A 24,830-nucleotide genomic window follows, 5' to 3' on the forward strand; every position below is an offset into this window, starting at 1 on the left:
GCCCGAAAAGCCATTGATGTGCGGGACGTCACGTTTGATCCGCTTCGAACCGAAGGCCTGAGCGCCCCCGTCCATCGCTGCGGATAGGCTCGATCCGCCCGGGTTCGACCCCGGGACGCGCCCTGGGGCGGACCCTGAGGCGGACCTGCTCGGAGGGAGCGGCGGAATGACGGTTCCGGGACGCAGGAGCAGTACGTTCTCACGTCTGCTGCGGCACGGATTCACCGATCCCTCCGGGGCCGAGCGGCTGCTCGACGTGCCCGAGCTGTCCGCCCTGCGCGGGGACCCCGTCCTCCTCGACGCCCTCGGCGCCACCGCCGACCCCGACCTCGCCCTGCGCGGCCTCGTCCGCCTGGTCGAGGCGCAGCCCGAGACCGAGCGGCAGACGTTCACCGCCACCCTCCTCGCCGCCAAGCCGTTCCGGGACCGGCTCCTCGGGGTGCTCGGCGCCTCCGAGGCACTCGCCGACCACCTGGCCAAGCACCCGCGCGACTGGGAGTCCCTCGTCACCTACGAGGCGGTCGACCTGCATCCGGGGGTCGCCGAGTTCGAGCAGGGGCTCGCCGAGGCCGTCGACGCGGTGTCGCTGCGGGTCGCCTACCGCCGGTGCCTGCTCGCCATAGCGGCCCGAGACGTGTGCGGCACGACCGATGTCGCCGAGACCGCCGCCGAGCTCGCCGACCTGGCGACGGCGACCCTGCGCGCCGCGCTCGCCATCGCCCGGACCGCAGCGCCCGTCGACGCCGCCATGTGCCGGCTCGCCGTGATCGCGATGGGCAAGTGCGGCGGCCACGAGCTCAACTACGTCTCCGACGTGGACGTGATCTTCGTGGGGGAGCCGGTCGAGGGCGCCGACGAGGGGAAGGCCCTGCAGGCCGCGACCCGGCTCGCCTCGCACCTGATGCGGATCTGCTCGGAGACCACCGTCGAGGGCACCATCTGGCCGGTCGACGCCAACCTGCGCCCCGAGGGCCGCAACGGCCCCCTCGTCCGTACGCTCTCCTCCCACCTCGCGTACTACCAGCGCTGGGCGAAGACCTGGGAGTTCCAGGCGCTGCTGAAGGCCCGCGCGGTGGCCGGCGACCCGGAGCTCGGCGCCCACTACATCGACGCCGTCTCCCCGCTGGTCTGGCAGGCCGCCGAGCGCGAGAACTTCGTCCCCGACGTGCAGAAGATGCGCCGCCGCGTCGTCGACAACATCCCGGCCGCCCAGGTCGAACGCGAGCTGAAGCTCGGCCCCGGCGGCCTCCGGGACGTCGAGTTCGCCGTCCAGCTCCTCCAGCTCGTGCACGGCCGCAGCGACGCGGGACTGCACAGCGGCACCACCCTCGACGCGCTCGCCGCCCTCGCCGCCGGCGGCTACGTCGGCCGCGCCGACGCCGCCCAGCTCGACGAGGCCTACCGCTTCCTGCGGGCCATGGAGCACCGCATCCAGCTGTACCGGCTGCGCCGCACCCACCTCGTCCCCGAGGACGAGGCCGATCTGCGCCGCCTCGGCCGCTCGCTCGGACTGCGCACCGACCCGGTCGCCGAGCTGAACAAGGAGTGGAAGCGGCACGCGGCCGTCGTCCGACGCCTCCACGAGAAGCTCTTCTACCGGCCGCTGCTCGACGCGGTCGCCCAGCTCGCCCCCGGTGAGATCCGGCTCAGCCCGAAGGCGGCCGGACAGCGGCTCGAAGCACTGGGTTACGAGGACCCCGCCGCCGCCCTGCGCCACCTGGAGGCGCTGGCCTCCGGGGTCAGCCGCAAGGCCGCGATCCAGCGGACGCTGCTCCCGGTGCTGCTCGGCTGGTTCGCCGACTCGGCCGACCCGGACGCCGGCCTGCTCGGCTTCCGCAAGGTCTCCGACGCCCTCGGCAAGACCCCCTGGTACCTGCGGCTGCTCCGCGACGAGGGCGCCGCCGCCGAGAACCTCGCCCGGGTGCTCTCCGCCGGGCGCCTCGCCCCCGACCTGCTGCTGCGCGCCCCCGAGGCGGTCGCGCTGCTCGGCGACCCGGAGGGGCTGAAGCCGCGCGGCCTGGACCATCTGCAGCAGGAGGTCCTGGCGGCGGTGGGCCGCGCGGACGACGCCGAACAGGCCGTCGCGGCGGCCCGGGGGGTGCGCCGCCGGGAGCTGTTCCGTACCGCCGCGGCCGATCTCATCGGCTCGTACGGCACCGAGGACAGCCCCCGCGAACCCGACCCGGGCGCACTCGTCGACCGGGTGGGGGAGGCCGTCACCGACCTCAACGCGGCGACGATCGCGGGCGCCCTGCGGGCCGCGGTCCGCGCCGAGTGGGGCGACGAACTGCCCACCCGGTTCGCGGTCATCGGCATGGGCCGCTTCGGAGGCCACGAGCTGGGCTACGGCTCCGACGCCGACGTCCTGTTCGTGCACGAGCCGCGCGAGGGAGTCGACGAGCAGGAGGCGGCCAGGGCCGCCAACCGGGTGGTCGCCGAGATGCGGAGGCTCCTCCAACTCCCCACCACCGACCCGCCGTTGCTGATCGATGCCGACCTGCGGCCGGAGGGCAAGAGCGGTCCCCTGGTCCGAACGCTGAAGTCGTACGCCGCCTACTACCACCGCTGGTCCCTGGTCTGGGAGAGCCAGGCGCTGCTGCGCGCCGAACCCATGGCGGGCGACCGCGAGTTGGCGGACCGCTTCATCGAGCTCGTCGACCCGCTGCGCTATCCCGCCGAGGGCCTCGGCGAGGACGCGGTCCGTGAGATCCGCCGCCTCAAGGCCCGGATGGAGTCCGAGCGGCTGCCGCGCGGCGCCGACCCGACGCTCCACGCCAAGCTGGGGCGCGGCGGGCTGAGCGACGTGGAGTGGACGGTCCAGCTGCTCCAGATGCGGCACGGCTGGGTGGAGCCGGGGCTGCGGACGACCCGTACCCGCGAGGCGCTCGGCGCGGCCCACGCGGCCGGCCTCATCCCGACGGAGGAGGCGCAGACCCTGGACGAGGCGTGGGTGCTCGCCACCCGCGTCCGCAACGCGGTGATGCTGGTCCGCGGCCGGCCCGGCGACACCTTCCCCTCGGACCCGCGTGAACTCGCGGCGGTGGGACGGTACTTGGGGTACGAGTCCGGTCATGTCGGCGAGATGGTCGACGACTACCGGCGGATCACCCGCCGGGCCAGGGCCGTCGTCGAGGAGCTGTTCTACGGGGCGTAGGCCCCGCACGCCTTGCGACCCGGCGCCTACTCCTCGTCCGGGAGGCCCCGTATGTGGGCCAGGTAGCCGGCCAGGGCCAGTTCGAAGGCGGTGTCGGTGCGGCCGCCCTCGGGGAAGGCGGCCAGGGCCCGGGCGAGGCGTGGGGTCGACGTGTCGTCGGCCAGCTCCCACATCGCCTCCGGGGCGGCCATGTCGAGGGCCGAGCCCAGGACCAGGTTCTCCAGGGCGATGATCACCGGCATGACGTCCGGGAGGGCGAAGCCCGCGTCGAGGAGGAGGGCGACCGCCTGCTCGTACTGCTCAAGGACCCTCGGGGCGCGTACCGGCGAGCCGGTGAGCAGCGGGATCGCCTTCGGGTGGGCGGCGAAGGCGGCCCGGTAGGAGCGCGCCCAGGCGGCGAAGGCCGTGTCCCAGGGCTGCCCGTCGAGCGTGCCGCCGTCGATGGCGGCACAGACCCGCTCCCGCAGCAGCTCCACGATGCCGTCCCTGCCGTCCACATGGTGATACACCGAGGCCGTCTGCACCCCGAGCCGTCGCGCGATCTGCGGGACGCTGAAGTCGCCCTGCTCGTCGACGAGTTCGAGCGCCGTGGTCGTGATGCGCGCACGGTCGAGGAGGGGCTTGTGGGGCCGGCCCATGGACGTTCTCCCGCTGTTCAGGTCTTCCCGAATCGTTGGGCACGAGGCTACATTGCGCCAACCGAAAGCCTTTAGGTTTACGAGAAGGGGCCTCTCCCCGCATGTCCTCCAGCACCACCGACGAGCCACCGGGCCTGCGCACCGGCACCCTCAGCACCGCCGACATCTCCTTCTTCGTCGTCTCCGCCGCCGCACCGCTCACCGTGATGGCCGGTGTCGCCCCCATCGCCCTCGTCCTCGGCGGCATCGGCGCCCCGGCCGGCTACCTCCTCGCCGGCATCACCCTGGCGATCTTCGCCGTCGGCTTCACCACCATGAGCCGCCACGTCCGCAGCGGCGGCGCCTTCTACGCGTACATCGCCCAAGGGCTCGGCAAACCGCTCGGCATCGCCGCCGCCCTGGTCGCCATGGTCGGCTACAACGGCATGGAGATCGGCGTCTACGGACTCCTCGGCTCCGCCACCGCCGACACCTCCCACGCCCTGTGGGGCGCCGACCTGCCCTGGCTCCCGATCGCCCTCGCCGGCCTGCTGCTCATCTGGTACGGCGGCTACCGCTCCATCGACTTCGGCGCCAAGGTCCTCGGCGTCCTGCTCGTCGCCGAGACCGGCATACTCGTCCTCCTCGCCGGCGGCGTGCTCCTCAAGGGCGGCGCGAACGGACTCTCCCTCGCGTCCTTCGCCCCCGGCAACGTCCTCGTACCCGGCACGGCGGCCGTCCTGGCCTTCGCCTTCTCGGCCTTCACCGGCTTCGAATCCACCGTGATCTACCGCCGCGAGGCCCGCGACCCCGCCCGCACCATCCCCCGCGCCACCTACATCGCGGTCGGCTTCCTCGGCCTGTTCTACGCCTTCGTCGTCTGGACCGTGATCCAGGCCTTCGGCGACGACCAGGTCGTCGCGGCCGCCGCGGGCGACACCGGCGGACTGTTCTTCGCCGCCATCACCACCCATGTGGGCCCCTGGGCCGCCGACCTGATGCACGTGTTCATCGTGACCAGCATCATCGCCTCGCTGCTCGCCTTCCACAACGCGATCAACCGCTACTGCCTCGCCCTCGCCGAGGAGGGCGTCCTGCCCGCCGCCCTCGGCCGGATCCACCCCCGCCACCGCTCCCCGTACGTCGCGGGCCTCGCCCAGACCGTGCTCGGCGCGGCCGTCGTCCTCGGCTTCGCGGCCGCCGGCGCCGACCCGTACACCCAGCTGCTCCTCTGGGTGAACACCCCCGGGATGCTCGGGCTCATGGCTCTGATGCTGCTCGCCGCCCTCGCCGTCGTGCGCTACTTCCGGCGCGTCCCGCACCAGGAGGGCGCCCTGCGCACCCTCGTCGCCCCCGTCACCGCCGCCGCCCTGCTCGCCGTGGCGATCTGGCTGGTCGCCTCCAAGGTCGCGCTCTTCACCGGCGCGTCCCCGACCGTCAACACGGTCCTCGTCGCGGTCGTCCCCACCGTCCTCGTCCTGGGGCTCCTCCTCGCGTACCGGCTGCGCCGCACGCGCCCCGAGGTCTACGCCCACTTCGCCGAAGAGCCCACCGACCAGCCCGCCGAGCCGCACCCCGACCTGCTCGCGGAACCGCCCACCGACCTGCCCACCGACCTGCCCGCCGCGCCGCACGCCGAAGGAGCCGACCCCTCGTGTCCGCAGCCCCCGCCCCCGACCTCCTCCTCGTCGACGCCCGCGTCCGTACCCCCGAACCGAGCGGCCACACCGCTGTCGCCGTCCGCAACGGACTGATCACCGCCCTCGGCGACGCCACCGACGCCCGCGCCTGGCGCGGCCCCGGTACCGAGGTCGTCGACCTCGGAGGCGCCACCCTCACCCCCGGTCTCACCGACGCCCACAGCCACCCCGTCTGGGGCCTGGAGATGTCCACCGGCACCGATCTGTCCGGTGTCAGGGACCTGGACGGACTGCGGGCCGCCCTCCGCGGCGCCGAGCGCCGCGACGGCTGGATCATCGGCTTCGGCCTCGACCACAACGTCTTCGGCGGCCGCCCCGTCCACCGCGACCTGATCGAAGACGTCCTCGGCGGAGCCCCCGCCCACCTGCGCCTCTACGACGGACACTCGGCCCTGGCCGGCGCGGCGGCCCTCAAGGCCGCGGGCATCGAAGGGCCCCGGACCTTCGCCCAGCTCTCCGAGATCGTCTGCGACGCCGACGGGCGCCCCACCGGGCATCTCGTCGAGCACGCGGCCATGGACCTGATGACCCCGGTCCTGCCCACCCAGCCGTACACGGAGCGCCGCGACCGGCTCGTCGACCTGCTCACCGGCATGGCCGCCACCGGCCTCACCTCCGCCCACGTCATGGACCTCGGCGGACCCGACGTACCCGGTCTCCTGGCCGCCCTGGAGGAGGACGGCGAGCTGCCCCTGCGCCTCCGCCTCGCACCCTGGTGCATGCCGGGCGCCACCGAGGAGGAGCTGGACGGGCTCGTACGGCTCCAGGGGCGGGCCGGACGGATGTGGGCGATCGGCGGCGTGAAGTTCTTCATGGACGGCACCGTCGAGGGCGGCACGGCCTGGCTGGAACACGCCGACTGCCACGGCCGCGGCACCGATGCCTTCTGGCCCGACCCGGCCGCGTACTCCGCCGCCGTGCGCCACCTCCACCGCGCGGGGGTCGGCACCGCCACCCACGCCATCGGCGACGCCGCCGTACGGCACGTCCTCGACACCGTGGAAGCCCTGGGTACGGGCGGTCCCCGCCATCGCGTCGAGCACATCGAGACGGTCCCCGACGACCAGCTCGGGCGCTTCGCCGCACTCGGCGTGGTCGCCTCGATGCAGCCCCCGCACACCGCGTACACCCGCGCCGACCACACCGACGAGTGGTCCAAGCGGCTCGGCGAGGAGCGGGCGGCCCGCGCCTGGCGCATGCGTGACCTGCGGGACGCCGGGGCGCACCTGGCGCTCGGCTCGGACTGGCCCATCGCCCACCACGACGCCCGCCAGGTCCTCGCCACCGCGCGGGCTCCGCGCGGCGCGGCCTCGGCCGGGCACGGGCTCACCGGCCTGATGGCCCTGGAGGGGATGACCACGCACGCGGCGGTCGCGGCGGGGGAGGAGGCGCTCGCGGGCCGGATCGCCCCCGGCTACCGCGCCGACCTCACGGCCTTCACGGTGGACCCGGTGGAGGCCCCGGCGGACGAGACGGAGAACGCCCCCATCCGCCTCACCGTCGCCGGCGGCCGGATCACCTACCGGAACTGACCGACCGTCCGGACTCGCTCTTCTCCGTGACGGCGTCCTCACGGTCCGCCTCCGCCTTCGGGGGCGGACCGCTCCGTGTCACCGCGCCCGGCATCGGCTCGACCAGCTTGGGCAGGCGGTGCGGGCGGGAGCCGTACCAGAAGTAGGACACGGCGAAGCCGAAGGCGAGGCAGATCATGCCGCCGACCGCGTCCAGCCAGAAGTGGTTCGCGGTGGCGACGATCACGACGAGGGTCGCCGTCGGGTAGAGCAGGCCCAGGATCTTCGCCCAGGGCGCCTTGGCGAGCAGGAAGATCGTCACGCCGCACCAGAGGGACCAGCCGATGTGCATCGACGGCATCGCCGCGTACTGGTTCGACACGTGCTTGAGGTTGCCCGAGGCCATCGAGCCCCAGGTGTGGTGGACCAGCACCGTGTCGACGAAGTCCTGGCCGTTCATCAGCCGGGGCGGCGCGAGCGGGTACAGGTAGTAACCGACCAGGGCGACACCGGTGGTGGCGAACAGAACGGTACGGAACGCCGCGTAACGGCCCGGGTGCCATCGGTAGAGCCACACGAGCACACCGATGGTCACGACGAAGTGCAGCGTCGCGTAGTAGTAGTTCATCGACACGATCAGCCATGTCACCGAGTTCACGGCATGGTTGACGGCGTGCTCGAAGGCCAGGCCGAGGGACTCCTCCGCCCGCCAGATCCAGTCGGCGTTCTTGAGCGCCTGGGCCTTCTGCTCCGGCACCGCGTTGCGGATGAGCGAGTACGTCCAGTAGCTCACCGCGATGAGCAGTATCTCGAACCAGATCGTGGGACGCCGCGGCGTGCGCGCACGCAGGCGCGCGAACCTGCCGTCGGCCACGATGGTGGGTGACGACGGGGTCGTCCGGTTGTCCAAACTCTTCACGGTCGTTTCACCCATAGGAGGAGAGTCTGCCAGATCCCTTCCCCCCGACCGATCATCCCTCGGACGGGTTCGGGGCGCACCCGGTCCACCTCAGGAAGGAGGTCGTACGGGGGTTGCCTCAGGGTCGGGCGCAGGGTCAGGTTCGTACGGCGGGCGGAGCGGAGGCGGTCGATCCGCGGACGACCAGCTCGGGCATGAAGACGAACTCGGAGTGCGGGGCGGGAGTGCCCCCGACCTCTTCGAGCAGCGCGCGGACCGCCGCCTGCCCCATCGCCTGCACGGGCTGCCGGATGGTGGTCAGCGGCGGATCGGTGAACGCTATGAGGGGAGAGTCGTCGAAACCGACGACGGAGACGTCCCTGGGGACGTCGAGCCCCTGCTGCCGTGCGGCCCGGATCGCGCCGAGCGCCATCATGTCGCTCGCGCAGACCACCGCGGTGCAGCCGCGGGAGATCAGCGCCCCGGCGGCGGCCTGGCCGCCCTCCAGGGTGTAGAGGGAGTGCTGGATCAGCGCCTCGGACTCCTCGAAGCCGAGGCCGAGCCGCTCCTCCATGCCCTTCTGGAAGCCTTCTATCTTGCGGAGCACCGGCACGAACCGCTTCGGTCCGACGGCCAGCCCGATCCTGGTGTGCCCCAGCGCGGCCAGGTGCGTCACCGCGAGCCGCATCGCGGCCCGGTCGTCGGGGGAGACGAAGGGCGCCTGGACCTTGGGGGAGAAACCGTTGAGGAGGACGTACGGGACACCCTTGCCGCGCAGCTGGTCGTAGCGCGTCATGTCGGCGGTGGTGTCGGCGTGCAGTCCGGAGACGAAGATGATGCCGGCGACGCCCCGCTCCACCAGCATGTCGGTGAGCTCGTCCTCGGTGGACCCGCCGGGGGTCTGGGTGGCGAGCACCGGGGTGTATCCCTGCCGGGTCAGGGCCTGTCCGATGACCTGCGCGAGCGCGGGGAAGATCGGGTTGTCCAGTTCGGGGGTGATGAGGCCGACGAGCCCCGCGCTGCGCTGGCGCAGTCGTACGGGTCGCTCGTAGCCGAGCACGTCGAGCGCGGCAAGGACGGATTCACGGGTGGCCCCGGCCACACCGGGCTTGCCGTTGAGCACGCGGCTGACTGTGGCCTCACTGACCCCCGCCTGGGCTGCGATGTCGGAGAGCCGCGCGGTCATGGGGATGGACTGTACCGGTCACGGGGCGTATTGCCCACCGCACGGGTCAGGTACGGGTGATGCAAGCCACTCCGCAAGGTCTTGCAGGTTTTGCGGGGCGCGCGTGGCGTGATCGGGGCGTGCGCGCGGGCCCGTACGGCGCGTGAGGGGCGTGTGTCAGCTGGTGTCAAGCGATTCGACGGCAACCTTAGGGACACGTGGATGTAACGATCCCCGGTCCTTGCAGAAAGTTCTCGCAAGGTCTTTCGGCTCGTTTTCATCCCTGTTACGTTCCTGGCAACCCGGAGCGCCGCGAGGGAGCGGTCGCATGAGGAAGGTTCCAGCCCCTCGTCCCCCCGGGATCTTCGAAGGAGTTCACATGCGGCGTGGCATAGCGGCCACCGCGCTGGTCGCGGCCCTGGGCGTGACCCTGGCGGCGTGCGGTAGTGACGGCGGTTCGGACGGCGGCTCGAAGAGCTCGGGCGAGCTCTCCGGCACCGTGACCTGGTGGGACACCTCCACGGTCGGTTCCGAGGACAAGGTCTTCAAGAAGGTCGCCGAGGACTTCAAGAAGAAGCACCCGAAGGTCACCGTCAAGTACGTGAACGTGCCGTTCGGTGAGGCGCAGAACAAGTTCAAGAACGCCGCGCAGTCCGGCTCCGGCGCCCCCGACGTCATCCGCTCCGAGGTCGCCTGGACCCCTGAGTTCGCCGACCTCGGCTACCTCGCCCCGCTCGACGGCACCCCGGCCCTCAAGGGCGCGGACGACTTCCTGAAGCAGGCCTCCGCCTCCACCCAGTACAAGGGCAAGACCTACGCGGTCCCGCAGGTCATCGACTCCATGGGCATCTTCTACAACAAGAAGATCTTCAAGGAGGCCGGCGTCGAGGTCCCCAAGACCATCGCCGACCTCAAGACCGTCTCCGCCAAGATCAAGCAGAAGACCGGCAAGACCGGCCTGTACCTGCGCGGCGACGACCCGTACTGGTTCCTCTCCTTCCTGTACGGCGAGGGCGGCAACCTCGTCGACGCCGAGAAGAAGACGATCACCATCGACGACCCCGCCGGCGTGAAGGCCCTCGCCACGGTGAAGGACCTGGTCGACTCCAAGGCGGCGATCACCGACGCCACCAACGGCTGGGACAACATGCAGGCGTCCTTCAAGGACGGCAAGGTCGCGATGATGATCAACGGCCCGTGGGCCGTCGCCGACACCTTCGCCGGCAAGGAGTTCGCCGACAAGGCGAACCTGGGCATCGCCCCGGTCCCGGCCGGTTCCGCCGGCCAGGGCGCCCCGCAGGGCGGCCACAACCTCGCCGTCTACGCGGGCTCCAAGAACCTCGACGCGTCCTACGCCTTCGCCGAGTACATGACCTCGGTCGAGAGCCAGACGACGATCGCGAAGGAGCTCAGCCTCCTGCCGACGCGTCAGTCCGTCTACACCAAGCCGGACGTCGCCACCAACGAGATGATCGGCTTCTTCAAGCCCGTCGTCGAGAAGGCGGTCGAGCGCCCCTGGATCCCCGAGGGCGGCAGCCTCTTCGAGCCGGTCAAGGTCGAGTACACCAAGGTGCTCACCGGCCAGACCAGCCCGGACGCCGGCGCCAAGGCGATCGGCGAGTCCTACCGCAAGCTCCTGAAGGACTGGAAGTAGAAGGAAGGCAGGCCGACTGATGGCTGTGGACACTCCCAGCCAGTCGGTGGCGAAGGCCGCGGGTGACAGTGTCACCCGCGGCCGGAGCCGCGGTACTGGTCACAACGGCGGCGCCGTGCGTCGATCCCTCTCCACCCACTGGTACGCCTGGGCCATGGTCGCCCCGGTGGTCGTCGTCCTCGGCGTGATCATCGGCTACCCGCTGGTCCGCGGCGTCTACCTGTCGTTCACCGATGCCAACGAGCGCAACGTAGCCCGCAGCATCGGCGTCAACGAGATCCCGGCGACGTACGAGTTCGTCGGCCTGGACAACTACGTCGACGCGGTGACCGGCAGCCAGTTCCTCGCCACCCTGGGGTGGACGGTCCTGTGGACCGTCTCCTGCGTGGCCGTCACCTTCGGCCTCGGCCTCGCCCTCGCCAACATCCTCAACCGCAGGATCGCCGGCCGCTCCTTCTACCGGATGCTGCTGATCCTGCCCTGGGCGGTCCCCGGCTTCGTCTCCGTCTTCGCCTGGCGCTTCCTCTACGACGAGCGCCGCGGCATGCTCAACCAGATCCTCTCGGGCGTCGGCATGGACGGCATCCCGTGGCTGAACGACCCCACCTGGGCCAAGTTCTCGGTCATCGCCGTCAACGTCTGGCTCGGCATCCCCTTCATGATGGTCGCCCTCCTCGGCGGGCTCCAGTCCATCCCCGGCGAGCTGTACGAAGCCGCCGAGATGGACGGCGCCAGCGCCTGGCAGCGCTTCCGGCACATCACCATGCCCGGACTGCGGTCCGTCAGCACCACGGTGATCCTGCTGAGCACCATCTGGACCTTCAACATGTTCCCGGTGATCTTCCTGCTCACCCGGGGCGGGCCCGGCGAGGCCACCCAGATCCTCGTCACCCAGGCGTACAAGTTCTCCTTCGAGATCAGCCCGCGCGACTTCGCCCAGTCGTCCACGTGGGGCGTCCTCATCCTGATCCTCCTGATGGTCTTCGCCGCGTTCTACCGGCGCGTCCTCCGCAAGCAGGGAGAAGTCTGGTGACCACCACGACGCCCACCCCCCGTACCGCGAACACCCATCGGGCCGCGAACGCCCACCGGGCCGTGAACACCCCGGTCCGCAACCGGCGTTCGCCGCTCGCCTCCGTCGGGCTGCACGTCACGCTGATCGTGACCTCCGCGATCGCCGTCTTCCCGGTGCTGTGGGTCCTGCTGACCTCGCTCAAGCCCGCGAAGTACGCGACCACCACGGACTTCGTCAAAGAGACGACGATCGAGAACTACACGAACCTGCTGAAGGACACCCCGTTCCTCACCTGGTTCGCCAACTCGCTGCTCGTCGCCGGTCTCACCACCGTCGTCGGCGTCTTCATCGCCGCCACCACCGGCTACGCCGTCAGCCGCTTCCGCTTCCCCGGCAAGCGCGGCCTGATGTGGACGCTGCTCATCACCCAGATGTTCCCGGTCGCCGTCCTGATCGTGCCGATCTACAACATCATGGCGTCGATGGGCCTGCTCAACCAGCCGGCCGGCCTGGTCATCACGTACCTGACCATCGCCGTCCCGTTCTGCGCCTGGATGATGAAGGGCTTCTTCGACACCATCCCGCGCGAGATCGACGAGTCCGGCTACGTCGACGGCCTCACCCCGTTCGGCACGTTCTGGCGGCTGATCCTGCCGCTCGCCAAGCCGGGCATCGCGGTCACCGCGTTCTACTCGTTCATCACCGCCTGGGGCGAGGTCGCCTACGCCTCCGCCTTCATGGTCGGCGACGAGAACCTCACGCTCGCCGGCGGACTCCAGAAGTTCGTCAACCAGTACGGCGCCCAGTGGGGCCCGATGTCCGCGGCCTCCGTCCTGATCGCCATCCCCGCGGCACTGGTGTTCCTCCTCGCCCAGCGGCACCTGGTGACCGGCATGTCCGCCGGCGCCGTCAAGGGCTGAGCCCGATCACCGTTCTTGTACGCCTCTCCTTACCTCCCAGGGAAGACATGACCCAGCATCTCGCCACCCCGGCCGACGCCCCGACCACCGGCACGCACACGGGCTGGTGGAGAGACGCGGTGATCTACCAGGTCTACCCGCGCAGCTTCGCCGACGGCAACGGCGACGGCATGGGCGACCTGGAGGGCATCCGCAGCCGGCTGCCGTACCTCAAGGAACTCGGCGTCGACGCCGTCTGGCTCTCCCCCTTCTACGCCTCGCCACAGGCCGACGCCGGCTACGACGTCGCCGACTACCGGGCCATCGACCCCATGTTCGGCTCGCTCCTCGACGCCGACGCCGTGATCCGCGAAGCCCACGCGCTGGGCCTGCGCATCATCGTCGACCTGGTCCCCAACCACTCCTCCGACCAGCACGAGTGGTTCCAGCGCGCGCTGCGCGAGGGCCCCGGGTCGGTCCTGCGCGAGCGCTACCACTTCCGTCCCGGCAAGGGCGAGAACGGCGAACTGCCGCCCAACGACTGGGAGTCCATCTTCGGCGGCCCCGCCTGGACCCGCACCGAGAACCCGGACGGCACCCCCGGCGACTGGTACCTCCACCTCTTCGCCCCGGAGCAGCCCGACTTCAACTGGGAACACCCCGCCGTACGCGACGAGTTCCGCTCGATCCTCCGCTTCTGGCTCGACATGGGCGTCGACGGCTTCCGCGTCGACGTCGCCCACGGACTGGTCAAGGCCGAGGGCCTGCCCGACCTCGGCGCCCACGACCAGCTGAAGCTGCTCGGCAACGACGTCATGCCCTTCTTCGACCAGGACGGCGTCCACGAGATCTACCGCTCCTGGCGGAAGGTCCTCTCCGAGTACGACGGCGAGCGCGTCCTCGTCGCCGAGGCCTGGACCCCCACCGTCGACCGCACCGCGAACTACGTGCGCCCCGACGAGATGCACCAGGCCTTCAACTTCCAGTACCTGGGCACCCACTGGGACGCCGCCGAACTGCGCCGCGTCATCGACGACTCGCTCGAAGCGATGCGCCCGGTCGGCGCCCCCACCACCTGGGTGCTCTCCAACCACGACGTCACCCGGCACGCCACCCGCTTCGCCAACCCGGCGGGCCTCGGCACCCAGCTGCGCGAGGCCGGCGACCGCGAACTCGGCCTGCGCCGAGCCCGCGCCGCCACCCTGCTGATGCTGGCGCTGCCCGGCTCGGCGTACGTCTACCAGGGCGAGGAGCTCGGCCTGCCCGACGTCACCGACCTGCCCGACGAGGTCCGTCAGGACCCGTCGTTCTGGCGGGCGTCCGGCCAGGACGGCTTCCGCGACGGCTGCCGGGTGCCGATCCCGTGGACCGTCGAGGGCAGCTCGTACGGCTTCGGCGACGGCGGCTCCTGGCTGCCGCAGCCCACCACCTGGGCCGGTCTGAGCGTCGAGGCGCAGACCGGTGACCCCGGCTCCACCCTGGAGCTCTACCGCAGCGCCCTCGCCGTGCGGCGGGCGCAGCCCGGACTCGGTGCGGGCGAGGCCGTCGAGTGGCTGGAGGCACCCGAGGGTGTGCTCTCCTTCCGCCGTGACGGCTTCGCCTGCATCGCCAACACCACCGGCCGGGCCATCTCCGTCCCGCTGCCCGGCCGGTTCCTTCTCTCGAACGAGGAGATCACCGTCGTCGACGACGAGGCGGTCCTGCCCGCCGACTCGACCGCCTGGTGGGCGGTGTGACGATCCCCCTGCCGCGGGGCGCCGGGAACGGCGCCCCGCGGCTCGCGGACATCGCGGCCCAGTCGGGGGTCAGCGAGGCCACCGTCAGCCGAGTCCTCAACGGCAAGGCGGGGGTGGCCGGCGCGACCCGGCACAAGGTGCTCGCGGCGCTCGACGTGCTCGGCTACGAGCGTCCCGTACGGCTGAAACGGCGCAGCGCGGGCCTCGTCGGCCTCGTCGTGCCCGAGCTGACCAACCCGATCTTCCCGGCGTTCGCGCAGGTCGTCGAACAGGTCCTCGCCGGACACGGCTACACCCCGGTGCTCTGCACCCAGATGCCCGGCGGCGCCACCGAGGACGAGCTCGTCGAGCAGCTGGTGGAGCGCGGGGTGGCCGGCATCGTCTTCCTCTCCGGGCTGCACGCGGACGCCTCCGCCGACCCGGCGCGGTACGCCCGGCTGACCGCCCGGGGCGTGCCGTACGTCCTCATCAACGGCTACAACGAGAACATCGACGCCAACTTCGTCTCCCCGGACGACCGGGCGGCGGCCCGCATGGCCGTGCGGCACCTGGTCGAGCTGGGCCACGAGCGGATCGGCCTCGCCATCGGCCCCACCCGCTATGTGCCCTCGCGCCGCAAGGCCGAGGGCTTCACCGCCGAGCTGTACGAGCTCCTCGGCGTCGAACGCGCGGACGCGGAACGGTTCATCAGACCCACGCTCTTCGGTGTCGAGGGCGGGCACGCGGCCGCCGACATCCTGCTCCGCGAGGGCTGCACCGGCATCGTCTGCGGCTCCGACCTGATGGCGCTCGGAGTGATCCGTGCCGTCCGCGCCCAGGGCCTCGACGTGCCCGGGGACGTCTCCGTCGTCGGCTTCGACGACTCGCCGCTGATCGCCTTCACCAGCCCGCCGCTGTCCACCGTGCGCCAGCCCGTCCAGGCCATGGCGACGGCGGCCGTCGGCGCGCTCCTGGAGGAGATCGAGGGGAATCCCGTGCAGCGCACGGAGTTCGTCTTCCAGCCGGAGCTGGTGGTCCGCGGCTCCACGGCGCAGCCGCCGGCCAGGGCCGTCCACCCGCAGACGGTCCCGCAAGTCCTTACGTAACAACTTGCGTTGCGGTGTCCGGAGGGTTGACCGGGCGTCGGGGCACTCGTACGGTCACGGCTGAAAACAGTTGCTGAGACTTTCGGCAACTTCTTGCGACAGTGAAGTCAGCAGGAGGAATCATGGCCAGAAAGACCGTGGCAGCTGCACTCGCCCTCGTGGCGGGAGCCGCTGTGGCCGTCACGGGCAACGCCCTGGCGCAGGCGGGCCCGCCCGGTGAGAAGGACGTCACCGCGGTGATGTTCGAGTGGAACTTCGCCTCCGTCGCCCGCGAGTGCACCGACCGCCTCGGCCCCGCCGGATACGGATACGTCCAGGTCTCCCCGCCCCAGGAACACCTCCAGGGCGGCCAGTGGTGGACCTCCTACCAGCCGGTCAGCTACAAGATCGCCGGACGACTCGGCGACCGCACCGCCTTCAAGAACATGATCGACACCTGCCACGCGGCCGGCGTCAAGGTCGTCGCCGACTCCGTCATCAACCACATGGCGAACGGCTCCGGTACGGGAACGGGCGGGACCCCGTTCTCCAAGTACGACTACCCGGGCCTCTACTCCGGCTCCGACATGGACGACTGTCGCTCCTCGATCACCAACTACCAGGACCGCGGCAACGTCCAGAACTGCGAACTGGTCCAGCTCCCCGACCTCGACACCGGCGAGGACCACGTCCGCGGGAAGATAGCCGGCTACCTCAACGACCTGCTCTCCCTCGGCGTCGACGGCCTCCGCATCGACGCCGCCAAGCACATGCCGGCCGCCGACCTCGCCAACATCAAGTCGCGGCTCACCAACCCAGGCGTGTACTGGAAGCAGGAGGCCATCTTCGGCGCCGGCGAGGCCGTCTCCCCGAGCGAGTACCTCGGCAGCGGAGACGTCCAGGAGTTCCGCTACGCCCGCGACCTCAAGCGGATCGTGCAGAGCGAGAAGCTCTCCTACCTCAAGAACTTCGGCGAGGCCTGGGGCTACATGCCCTCCGGCCAGGCCGGCGTCTTCGTCGACAACCACGACACCGAGCGCGGCGGCGACACCCTCTCCTACAAGGACGGCGCGAACTACACCCTCGCCTCCGTCTTCGCCCTCGCCTGGCCCTACGGAGCCCCCGACGTCCACTCCGGCTACGAGTGGACCGACAAGGACGCCGGCCCGCCCAACGGCGGCCAGGTGAACGCCTGCTACACCGACGGCTGGAAGTGCCAGCACGCCTGGCGCGAGATCTCCTCCATGGTCGCCTTCCGCAACACCGCGCGCGGCCAGGCCGTCACCGACTGGTGGGACAACGGCAACAACGCGATCGCGTTCGGCCGCGGCTCCAAGGCGTACGTGGCCATCAACCACGAGCCTTCGGCGCTCACCCGCACCTTCCAGACCTCGCTGCCCGCCGGCTCCTACTGCGACGTCCAGTCGAACACGGCCGTGACGGTGAACGGATCCGGCCAGCTCACGGCCACCCTCGGCGCCAACACGGCGCTCGCCCTGCACGTGAACGCGACGAACTGCGGCTCCGGCACGACCCCGACGACCCCGCCGACGACCCCGCCCGCCACCTCGGGCGCGTCCTTCAACGCCACCGCCACCACCGTGGTCGGCCAGAACATCTACGTCACCGGCAACCGCGCCGAGCTCGGCAACTGGTCCCCGGCCGCCGCCCTGAAGCTCGACCCGGCCACGTACCCCGTCTGGAAGCTGACCGTCGGCCTGCCCGCCGGAACGGCCTTCGAGTACAAGTACCTCCGCAAGGACGCCGCCGGAAACGTCACCTGGGAGTCCGGCGCCAACCGCACCGCGACCGTCCCCGCCTCGGGACAGCTCGTCCTGAACGACACGTTCCGCAGCTGACCTTCCTTTCTCTCCAGGGTCGCCCCCACCGGGGCGGCCCTCCCACCCGTACCCCCGTCCCTCCTCCAGGGAGCACCCCCGTGACACGCAAGAGAACGGCGGTCGCACTGGCCGCCGCCCTGTGCGCCGCCCTCGTCCCCGCCGTCCCCGCGGCCGCCGCGCCCAGGCCCCCCGCCCCGCCCTCCGACCGGGCCCTCGCGGCCGAGCCCGCCCGCCAGGACCTCACCCGCGAGCAGTTCTACTTCGTCCTGCCCGACCGGTTCGCCAACGGCGACACCTCCAACGACCGGGGCGGCCTCACCGGAAGCCGTACGCAGACCGGCTTCGACCCCACCGACAAGGGCTTCTACCAGGGCGGCGACCTCAAGGGCCTCACGGAGCGGCTCGACTACATCAAGGGCCTCGGCACCACCGCCATCTGGATGGCGCCGATCTTCAAGAACCGGCCCGTGCAGGGGGAGGGCAAGGACGCCTCCGCCGGCTACCACGGCTACTGGATCACCGACTTCACCCAGGTCGACCCCCACTTCGGGACCAACGAGGACCTGGAGAAGCTGATCGCGGCCGCCCACCGCAAGGGCATGAAGGTCTTCTTCGACGTCATCACCAACCACACCGCCGACACCGTCGACTACGCCGAGCAGAAGTACGGCTACCGCCCCAAGGGCGCCTACCCGTACCTCGACAAGGACGGCCGCCCCTTCGACGACCGGGACGCCGTCGGCAAGGTCGACGCCGGCTCGTTCCCGTACACGCCCGTCAGCTCCGCCGACAAGGCGGACACCAAGGTCCCGGCCTGGCTCAACGACCCCACGATGTACCACAACCGGGGCGACTCCACCTGGGCCGGCGAGTCCGCCGAGTACGGCGACTTCGTCGGCCTCGACGACCTGTGGACCGAGCGCCCCGAGGTCGTCGACGGCATGCGGAAGATCTACGAGAAGTGGGTCCGCGACTTCAAGATCGACGGCTTCCGCATCGACACCGTCAAGCACGTCGACCTCGACTTCTGGACCCAGTGGGCCACCGCCCTCGACGCCTATGCCGAGAAGCAGGGCCGCGAGGACTTCTTCATGTTCGGCGAGGTCTACTCCGCCGACACCACGGTCACCTCCCCGTACGTCACCCGGGGCCGGCTCGACGCCACCCTCGACTTCCCCTTCCAGGACGCCGCCCGCGCCTTCGCCTCCCAGGGCGCCGGAGCCGACCGCCTCGCCAAGGTCTTCGCCGAGGACTACCGGTACACCACCGACAAGGCCAACGCCTACGAGCAGGTGACCTTCCTCGGCAACCACGACATGGGCCGCATCGGCACCTTCCTCAAGCAGGACAACCCGAACGCCTCCGACACCGAACTCGTCCGCCGGGCCACCCTCGCCAACGAGCTGATGTTCCTGTCCCGCGGCAACCCGGTGATCTACTACGGCGACGAGCAGGGCTTCACCGGCCCCGGCGGCGACAAGGACGCCCGCCAGACCCTCTTCGCCTCCAGGACCGCCGACTACCTCGACGACGACCAGCTCGGCACCGACCGCACCCACGCCACCGACGCGTACGACACCACGCACCCCGTGTACAAGTCCGTCGCCGCCCTGTCGAAGCTGACCCGCGACAACCCCGCCCTCCGCGACGGCGTCCAGCAGGAACGGTACGCCGAGGGCTCCGTCTACGCCTTCTCCCGTACGGACACGAAGACGAAGACCGAGTACCTCGTCGCCACCAACAGCGCCACCACCGACAAGACGGTCACCGTCCCCGTCGACTCGGCGAACTTCCGCGCCCTGTACGGCAGCCAGGGCACCGTGGCTGCGGCGAACGGCAAGGTCACCGTCACCGTCCCCGCCCTCTCCTCCCTGGTCCTCAAGGCCGACAAGCCCCTCCCGGCCCCCGCCGCGAAGCCGTCCATCAGCCTCGAGGCCCCGGCCGCCGGAGCCACCGGCACCGTCGAGCTCACCGCCGACGTCAGCGGCGGCGGCCTCGACCGCGTCGTCTTCGCCGCCCAGACCGGCAACGGCCGCTGGCAGACCCTCGGCACCGCCGACCACGCCCCCTACAAGGTCACCCAGCACGTCACCGCCCCCGCCGGCACCCCGCTGCGCTACAAGGCCGTCGTCGTCGACAGCACCGGCCGCACCGCGAGCGCCACCGCCACCACCACCGCCGGACAGGCACCCGCGCCCGCGAAGCCGGTCGCCGTCGAGCGCGCCTACGCCGTCGTCCACTACCAGCGCGAGGACGGCGACTACGACGGCTGGACCCTGAAGGGCGCCGGCCAGGAAGCCGCCTTCACCGGCCGCGACGCCCACGGCGCCTTCGCCTGGGTCAAGGTCCCCGAAGGCGCGTCCACCGTCGCGTACACCGTCGAGAAGAACGGCACCGCCGACGGCCCGCAGCGCAGCGTCGACCTCGGCCGCACCGGAGAGGTCTGGATCACCCAGGGCCAGGACGGCCAGTCCGACACCAACCCGGCCCCCGCCACCCCGGACAAGACCAAGGCCGTCCTCCACTACCAGCGCCCCGACGGGAACTACGAGGGCTGGGGCCTCCACACCTGGACCGGCGCCGCCCAGCCCACCGACTGGTCCAAGCCCCTCATGCCGACCCGGATCGACGCCTACGGCGCCGTCTACGAGGTCCCGCTGACCGAGGGCGCGAGCTCCCTCTCGTACATCCTCCACAAGGGCGACGAGAAGGACCTGCCCACCGACCAGTCCCTCGACCTGGCGAGCCTGGGCCACGAGGTCTGGATGCTCTCCGGACAGCCCAAGTACCTGCTCCCGACCGTCGGCGGCGCCCCGAACCTCGACCTCGGCAAGGCCGAGGCCCAGTGGATCGACCGGAACACCGTCGTCTGGAAGGTCAAGGCGACCGAGGCCACCAGCCAGCAGCTCGTGTACGCCGAGGACGGCGGCATCACCGTCACCGACGGCGCCCTGAACACCGAGGGCCAGTGGCTCCGGCTCGACCAGACCGCCCTCACCGACGCCCAGAAGGCGAAGTACCCGCACCTCAAGGACTACCCGGCCTTCACCGTCGACCCGCGCGACACCGACCGGGTCCGCGACTCCCTGCGCGGACAGCTCGTCGCCACCCAGCGCGCCGCCAACGGCGCCCTGCTCGCCGCCACCGGCGTCCAGACCGCCGGAATCCTCGACGACCTGTACGCGAAGAAGGCCACCGGCGCCGCCCTCGGCCCCGTCTTCCGCGGCGGCAAGGTCGGCCTCTCCGTGTGGGCCCCCACCGCGCAGTCCGTGGCCCTCGAACTCGACGGCCGGACCGTGCCCATGCGCCGCGACGACACCTCCGGCGTCTGGTCCGTCACCGGCCCGAAGTCCTGGACGGGCAAGCCGTACCGCTACGTGGTGAAGGTCTGGGCCCCCACCGTCCGGAAGGTCGTCACCAACAAGGTCACCGACCCCTACTCCACCGCCCTCACCACCGACTCCGCCCGCAGCCTCGCCGTCGACCTCACCGACCCGAAGCTCGCCCCGACGGGCTGGCGCGGACTCGAGAAGCCGGCTGCCGTGCCGCTGCGCGACGCCCAGATCCAGGAACTCCACATCCGTGACTTCTCCGTCGCGGACCCCACGGCGAAGGCCGACCACCGGGGCACCTACCTCGCCTTCACGGACAGGACGAGCAAGGGCTCGCAGCACCTGCGCGACCTCGCCGCCTCCGGCACCTCCTACGTCCACCTCCTCCCGGCCTTCGACATCGGCACCATCCCCGAGAAGAAGTCCGACCGGACCGAGCCCGCCTGCGACCTGAAGGTCTACGCCCCCGACTCCGAGGAGCAGCAGGCCTGCGTGGCCGCCGCCGCGGCCGAGGACGCCTACAACTGGGGCTACGACCCGCTGCACTACACCGTCCCCGAGGGCTCCTACAGCACCGACCCCGAAGGCACCCGCCGCACGGTCGAGTTCCGGCAGATGGTCCAGGCCCTCAACGGCAACGGCCTGCGCACCGTCATGGACGTCGTCTACAACCACACCGTCGCCGCCGGACAGTCCGACAAGTCCGTCCTCGACAAGATCGTCCCCGGCTACTACCAGCGCCTCCAGGCCGACGGCACCGTCGCCAACTCCACCTGCTGCGCCAACACCGCGCCCGAGAACGCGATGATGGGCAAGCTCGTCGTCGACTCGATCGTCACCTGGGCCAAGGACTACAAGGTCGACGGCTTCCGCTTCGACCTCATGGGCCACCACCCCAAGGCCAACATCCTCGCCGTGCGCAAGGCCCTGGACGAGCTGACGCTCGCCAAGGACGGCGTCGACGGCAAGGCGATCATCCTCTACGGCGAGGGCTGGAACTTCGGCGAGATCGCCGACGACGCCCGCTTCGTCCAGGCCACCCAGAAGAACATGGCCGGCACCGGCATCGCGACCTTCTCCGACCGGGCCCGCGACGCCGTCCGCGGCGGCGGCCCCTTCGACGAGGACCCCGGCGTCCAGGGCTTCGCCTCGGGCCTCTTCACCGACCCCAACACGTCCACCGCCAACGGCACCCCGGAGCAGCAGAAGGCCCGGCTCCTCCACTACCAGGACCTCATCAAGGTCGGCCTGACCGGCAACCTCGCCGACTACTCCTTCACCGACACCTCCGGCCGTACGGTCAAGGGCAGCCAGGTCGACTACAACGGCGCCCCCGCCGGATACGCCGCCGCCCCCGGCGAGGCCCTCGCCTACGCCGACGCCCACGACAACGAGTCCCTCTACGACGCGCTCGCCTTCAAGCTCCCGGCGGACACGTCGGCCGTCGACCGGGCCCGCATGCAGGTCCTCGCCATGGCCACCGCGACCCTCTCGCAGGGCCCGGCGCTCTCCCAGGCCGGCTCGGACCTGCTGCGCTCCAAGTCCCTGGACCGCAACTCGTACGACAGCGGCGACTGGTTCAACGCGATCCACTGGGACTGCGGCGACGGCAACGGCTTCGGCCGCGGCCTTCCCCCGGCCCCCGACAACAAGGCCAAGTGGGGCTACGGAAAGCCGCTCCTGGTGAACCCGGCCCTGAACGTCGGCTGCGAGCAGATCGACGGCGCCTCCGCCGCGTACCGCGACCTCCAGAAGATCCGTACCACCGAGCCGGCGTTCTCCCTCGCCACCGCGGGGCAGGTGCAGGACACCCTGTCCTTCCCGCTCTCGGGCAGCGAGGAGACCCCGGGCGTGATCACGATGCGCCTGGGCGAGCTGGTGGTGGTCTTCAACGCGAGCACGCAGCAGCAGACCCAGAAGGTCCCCGGCCTGGCCGGTACGCCGTACGCCCTGCACCCGGTGCAGACCGCGGGCTCGGACCGGGTCGTGAAGGCGTCGTCCTACGAGTCGGCCTCGGGCACCTTCACGGTCCCGGCGCGGACGGTGGCGGTCTTCACGGCGAAGTGATCGCCCGCTCCAGGAGCACGACCCCGTAACGCGTGCCGTCGGCGGCGAGCTTTCCCGGCTCCTCGCCGACGGCACGGTAGCCCGCGGCCTCGTAGTACGTACGGAGCCGCGGGTTGCTCGACAGACAGTCCAGACGGGCGACCGCCCGGCCACCGGCCGCGATGCGCCCCTCCGCGTGCGCCAGCAGCGCCCGCCCGATACCGGCCGGAGCCGTCTCCCGCTCCGTCATCAGCCGGTGGACGTACCCGGCGACCGGCGGCTGGGGACCCCAGGCCTGCTCGTCCCCCCACCACAGCTCGTACGCCCCGACCGCCCGGCCGTCGTGGGCCGCCAACCACACCTCACCCGCGCCGATCCGGGCACGGAAGTGCTCGGCGCTCTTCCCGCCGGGCTTCCACTGGTCGATGCCGTTGCGCAGCATCCACCGGGCAGCGCCGTCGTACATTCCCACCAGAAGGTCGAGATCGCGGTCGTCCGCCTGCCGGAAGGTCACTTGTGCCGTCATGACGATCACCGTAAAGGTATGGCCAGACATCCGACAGCCGTAACCTCTGGCCTGGAGTGCCCCTCATGCCGCAGATCACCGTCGACTACTCCGCGCCCCTCGACCGGCGCGGCTTCGCGCTCGCGCTCCACCCGCTCGTCGTGGAGACGGTCGACACGACGCTCGACGCCTGCAAGACCCGGTTCCGCGAGGTCGAGGAGACGGTCGTCGGGGACGGCGCGACCGAGGACGTCGTCGTACACGTCGAGATCGCCCTGCTGCCCGGCCGTACGGACGAGCTCAAGGGCCGCCTCTCGGAGGCTGTCCTCGCCCTGCTGCCCACGTACCTCAAGGCGACCGAGGGCGTACGGCTGTCGGTCGAGATCCGCGACCTGGAAGCGTCCTACCGCAAGCGCTGATCGGGTACGGCGCTCACCGGGGGAGCGTCGGCCGGAACCAGCGCGACGAGCCGGGCCACCAGCTCCCCGAAGGGGCCGTCGGCCGGCTCGTCCGCGAGGATGGCGACCAGGATCTCCGCCATGTCCGCGTCGTACGCGGCACTCACGGCCGCGAGCGCCGCGAAGTCGTGCACGAGCTGCAACTCCAGCTCCGCGCGCGGGACCCGGCGCCCGTCCAGCCAGATCAGCGCCGTCGACTCGGCGAGCGAGACCCAGGAACGGACGACCAACTCCAGCCGTGCGGACGGCTTCTCGACCCCGAGGTGGGCGAGGATCTGCACGTACGCGGCGTGCCGCACCTCGTCGATCATCGCGTTCGTCGTGGAGGAACCCACGGCGGGCCCGCCCCGCATCAGCGCCGCGAACCCCGGCCCGTGATCGTCCACGAAGTCGAAGAACCGGCCCATCACCCGCAGCAGCCGGGCCCCGAGCGGCCCCTGCGGCGGCTCCACGAACCGGGCCGCCAACTCGTCGGCCGCGCGCCGGAGAGCCGCCTCGTAGAGGCTCTGCTTGCCTGGGAAGTAGTGGTAGACCAGCGGCCGCGAGATGCCCGCGGCCGCGGCGATCTCGTCGATGGACACCTCGTCGGGAGAGCGGTGGCTGAAGAGTTCGAGGGCCACCCCGATCAGCTGCTGCTTGCGCTCCTCGACGCCCATCCTGCGGCGTACCCCGGTCGTCATACGAACAGCCTAACGGGGTCGGTTACGCTCCTGCTCCATGAGCGCTTCCGACCAGGACACCCAGGCCGCCAAGTCCCCGGAGGCCCCCGGGGCCGACGGGACCCCTGAAGAGATCTCCGAGGCCGGAGAGACCTCCGACGAGACTCGCGACGAGACCTCCGACGAGACTCCCGAGGCGGACGAACTCGACGAGGACGAGGACGAGGACGAGGACGACGACGAGGCGGGGGACGACGAGGACGAGGACGACGAGGCCGCTCCCGGGGCCGGGCTCACGCCGAAGCAGGCGCGGCGGCTGCGGGTCGCCGCCGCCTCCGTGCTGCTCGTGGCGATGGCCGTCGTCCTGGTGATCCGGCTCGCCAGCCGGACCTCCGTCCTGGTCGTCGGCGTGTACGGCCTCGCGATGATCCTCTGCGGGATCGTGATCGAACTCTCCCGCAACGGCCGTACGCGGCTCGGCACCTGGCTCCTGGTGGGCGGTCTCCTCGCCGCGCTCGCCCTCGACTGGCTGGTCCTGCCGTAGGGACTGTCCTGACGATCGGGCCGGGCACCCCC

The 24,830-nt window shown here is 71.2% G+C and carries 17 protein-coding genes; 12 read left to right on the top strand and 5 right to left on the bottom strand.

The features are described from left to right. Positions 1-166 precede the first annotated feature (166 nt). Positions 167-3,154 (top strand): bifunctional [glutamine synthetase] adenylyltransferase/[glutamine synthetase]-adenylyl-L-tyrosine phosphorylase, encoded by a 2,988-nt coding sequence (locus tag OG259_RS29415; RefSeq protein WP_328944996.1) that lies wholly within the window; start codon positions 167-169, stop codon positions 3,152-3,154. 26 nt (positions 3,155-3,180) lie between these two features. Here OG259_RS29415 and OG259_RS29420 read toward each other — a convergent pair whose 3' ends face one another. Further along, the gene (locus OG259_RS29420; RefSeq protein WP_266891153.1) at positions 3,181-3,792 is read right to left on the bottom strand and encodes a TetR/AcrR family transcriptional regulator; all 612 of its coding nucleotides are present in this window, start codon (positions 3,790-3,792) and stop codon (positions 3,181-3,183) included. 101 nt (positions 3,793-3,893) lie between these two features. On the opposite strand from OG259_RS29420, the gene OG259_RS29425 reads away from it, so the two are divergent. After that, complete coding sequence (locus OG259_RS29425) at positions 3,894-5,525, top strand: APC family permease (RefSeq protein ID WP_328944997.1); 1,632 nt, start codon at positions 3,894-3,896, stop codon at positions 5,523-5,525. Then, a complete protein-coding gene (locus tag OG259_RS29430) occupies positions 5,426-7,003 on the top strand; it encodes an amidohydrolase (RefSeq protein WP_328944998.1) in 1,578 nt (525 codons plus the stop codon). The genes OG259_RS29425 and OG259_RS29430 overlap by 100 nt, the downstream gene beginning before the upstream one ends. Here OG259_RS29430 and OG259_RS29435 read toward each other — a convergent pair. Both OG259_RS29435 and OG259_RS29440 read right to left on the bottom strand, forming a co-directional pair. Continuing rightward, positions 6,987-7,916 carry a phosphatase PAP2 family protein gene (locus OG259_RS29435; RefSeq protein ID WP_328944999.1) on the bottom strand — a complete coding sequence of 310 codons (930 nt, stop codon included), beginning with the start codon at positions 7,914-7,916 and terminating at the stop codon, positions 6,987-6,989. The genes OG259_RS29430 and OG259_RS29435 overlap by 17 nt on opposite strands. A 121-nt stretch (positions 7,917-8,037) precedes the next feature. Beyond that, on the bottom strand, positions 8,038-9,066 hold the full coding sequence (locus OG259_RS29440) for a LacI family DNA-binding transcriptional regulator (protein ID WP_328945000.1): 1,029 nt from the start codon (positions 9,064-9,066) through the stop codon (positions 8,038-8,040). Positions 9,067-9,424: 358 nt separating this feature from the next. On the opposite strand from OG259_RS29440, the gene OG259_RS29445 reads away from it, so the two are divergent. The 7 genes from OG259_RS29445 (at position 9,425) to pulA (ending at position 22,653) form a co-directional block, all read left to right on the top strand. After that, positions 9,425-10,699: an extracellular solute-binding protein gene (locus OG259_RS29445; RefSeq protein WP_328945001.1), complete on the top strand. Its 1,275-nt coding sequence runs from the start codon at positions 9,425-9,427 to the stop codon at positions 10,697-10,699. Positions 10,700-10,718: 19 nt separating this feature from the next. Beyond that, a complete protein-coding gene (locus tag OG259_RS29450) occupies positions 10,719-11,732 on the top strand; it encodes a carbohydrate ABC transporter permease (protein WP_328945002.1) in 1,014 nt (337 codons plus the stop codon). Beyond that, positions 11,729-12,634: a sugar ABC transporter permease gene (locus OG259_RS29455; RefSeq protein WP_443052041.1), complete on the top strand. Its 906-nt coding sequence runs from the start codon at positions 11,729-11,731 to the stop codon at positions 12,632-12,634. Before OG259_RS29450 ends, OG259_RS29455 begins: the two co-directional genes overlap by 4 nt. Before the next feature lie 47 nt (positions 12,635-12,681). Further along, a complete protein-coding gene (locus OG259_RS29460) occupies positions 12,682-14,349 on the top strand; it encodes a glycoside hydrolase family 13 protein (RefSeq protein ID WP_328945003.1) in 1,668 nt (555 codons plus the stop codon). Beyond that, a complete protein-coding gene (locus tag OG259_RS29465; RefSeq protein WP_266891138.1) occupies positions 14,337-15,434 on the top strand; it encodes a LacI family DNA-binding transcriptional regulator in 1,098 nt (365 codons plus the stop codon). The genes OG259_RS29460 and OG259_RS29465 overlap by 13 nt, the downstream gene beginning before the upstream one ends. Positions 15,435-15,556: 122 nt before the next feature. Next, positions 15,557-17,272, top strand: a complete 1,716-nt coding sequence (locus OG259_RS29470) for a carbohydrate-binding module family 20 domain-containing protein (RefSeq protein WP_328945004.1) — start codon at positions 15,557-15,559, stop codon at positions 17,270-17,272. 80 nt (positions 17,273-17,352) lie between these two features. Then, positions 17,353-22,653 (top strand): pullulanase-type alpha-1,6-glucosidase, encoded by a 5,301-nt coding sequence (pulA, locus tag OG259_RS29475; RefSeq protein WP_328945005.1) that lies wholly within the window; start codon positions 17,353-17,355, stop codon positions 22,651-22,653. Here pulA and OG259_RS29480 read toward each other — a convergent pair. Further along, positions 22,640-23,158 (bottom strand): GNAT family N-acetyltransferase, encoded by a 519-nt coding sequence (locus tag OG259_RS29480; protein WP_328945006.1) that lies wholly within the window; start codon positions 23,156-23,158, stop codon positions 22,640-22,642. The two genes, pulA and OG259_RS29480, sit on opposite strands and share 14 nt — an antisense overlap. A gap of 65 nt (positions 23,159-23,223) precedes the next feature. Here OG259_RS29480 and OG259_RS29485 point away from each other — a divergent pair, with 65 nt between their 5' ends. Then, on the top strand, positions 23,224-23,556 hold the full coding sequence (locus tag OG259_RS29485) for a 5-carboxymethyl-2-hydroxymuconate Delta-isomerase (RefSeq protein ID WP_266891130.1): 333 nt from the start codon (positions 23,224-23,226) through the stop codon (positions 23,554-23,556). Here OG259_RS29485 and OG259_RS29490 read toward each other — a convergent pair. Next, positions 23,541-24,275 carry a TetR/AcrR family transcriptional regulator gene (locus tag OG259_RS29490; protein WP_328945007.1) on the bottom strand — a complete coding sequence of 245 codons (735 nt, stop codon included), beginning with the start codon at positions 24,273-24,275 and terminating at the stop codon, positions 23,541-23,543. The two genes, OG259_RS29485 and OG259_RS29490, sit on opposite strands and share 16 nt — an antisense overlap. A gap of 37 nt (positions 24,276-24,312) precedes the next feature. Between OG259_RS29490 and OG259_RS29495 the strand changes: the two genes are divergently transcribed. Continuing rightward, positions 24,313-24,798, top strand: coding sequence for a hypothetical protein (locus tag OG259_RS29495; RefSeq protein WP_328945008.1), 486 nt, complete (start codon positions 24,313-24,315; stop codon positions 24,796-24,798). Positions 24,799-24,830: the final 32 nt, after the last annotated feature.

Origin of the sequence: Streptomyces sp. NBC_00250 (assembly GCF_036192275.1) — a bacterium.
In the GTDB taxonomy this organism is placed as follows: Bacteria; Actinomycetota; Actinomycetes; order Streptomycetales; family Streptomycetaceae; genus Streptomyces.

What these genes read in the sequence shown, in the direction of transcription:
- OG259_RS29415 (WP_328944996.1), top strand. Translation starts at nt 167, where the DNA reads ATGACGGTTCCGGGACGCAGGAGCAGTACGTTCTCACGTCTGCTGCGG.
- OG259_RS29420 (WP_266891153.1), bottom strand. Translation starts at nt 3,792, where the DNA reads ATGGGCCGGCCCCACAAGCCCCTCCTCGACCGTGCGCGCATCACGACC.
- OG259_RS29425 (WP_328944997.1), top strand. Translation starts at nt 3,894, where the DNA reads ATGTCCTCCAGCACCACCGACGAGCCACCGGGCCTGCGCACCGGCACC.
- OG259_RS29435 (WP_328944999.1), bottom strand. Translation starts at nt 7,916, where the DNA reads ATGGGTGAAACGACCGTGAAGAGTTTGGACAACCGGACGACCCCGTCG.
- OG259_RS29440 (WP_328945000.1), bottom strand. Translation starts at nt 9,066, where the DNA reads ATGACCGCGCGGCTCTCCGACATCGCAGCCCAGGCGGGGGTCAGTGAG.
- OG259_RS29445 (WP_328945001.1), top strand. Translation starts at nt 9,425, where the DNA reads ATGCGGCGTGGCATAGCGGCCACCGCGCTGGTCGCGGCCCTGGGCGTG.
- OG259_RS29450 (WP_328945002.1), top strand. Translation starts at nt 10,719, where the DNA reads ATGGCTGTGGACACTCCCAGCCAGTCGGTGGCGAAGGCCGCGGGTGAC.
- OG259_RS29460 (WP_328945003.1), top strand. Translation starts at nt 12,682, where the DNA reads ATGACCCAGCATCTCGCCACCCCGGCCGACGCCCCGACCACCGGCACG.
- OG259_RS29470 (WP_328945004.1), top strand. Translation starts at nt 15,557, where the DNA reads ATGGCCAGAAAGACCGTGGCAGCTGCACTCGCCCTCGTGGCGGGAGCC.
- OG259_RS29480 (WP_328945006.1), bottom strand. Translation starts at nt 23,158, where the DNA reads ATGACGGCACAAGTGACCTTCCGGCAGGCGGACGACCGCGATCTCGAC.
- OG259_RS29485 (WP_266891130.1), top strand. Translation starts at nt 23,224, where the DNA reads ATGCCGCAGATCACCGTCGACTACTCCGCGCCCCTCGACCGGCGCGGC.
- OG259_RS29490 (WP_328945007.1), bottom strand. Translation starts at nt 24,275, where the DNA reads ATGACGACCGGGGTACGCCGCAGGATGGGCGTCGAGGAGCGCAAGCAG.
- OG259_RS29495 (WP_328945008.1), top strand. Translation starts at nt 24,313, where the DNA reads ATGAGCGCTTCCGACCAGGACACCCAGGCCGCCAAGTCCCCGGAGGCC.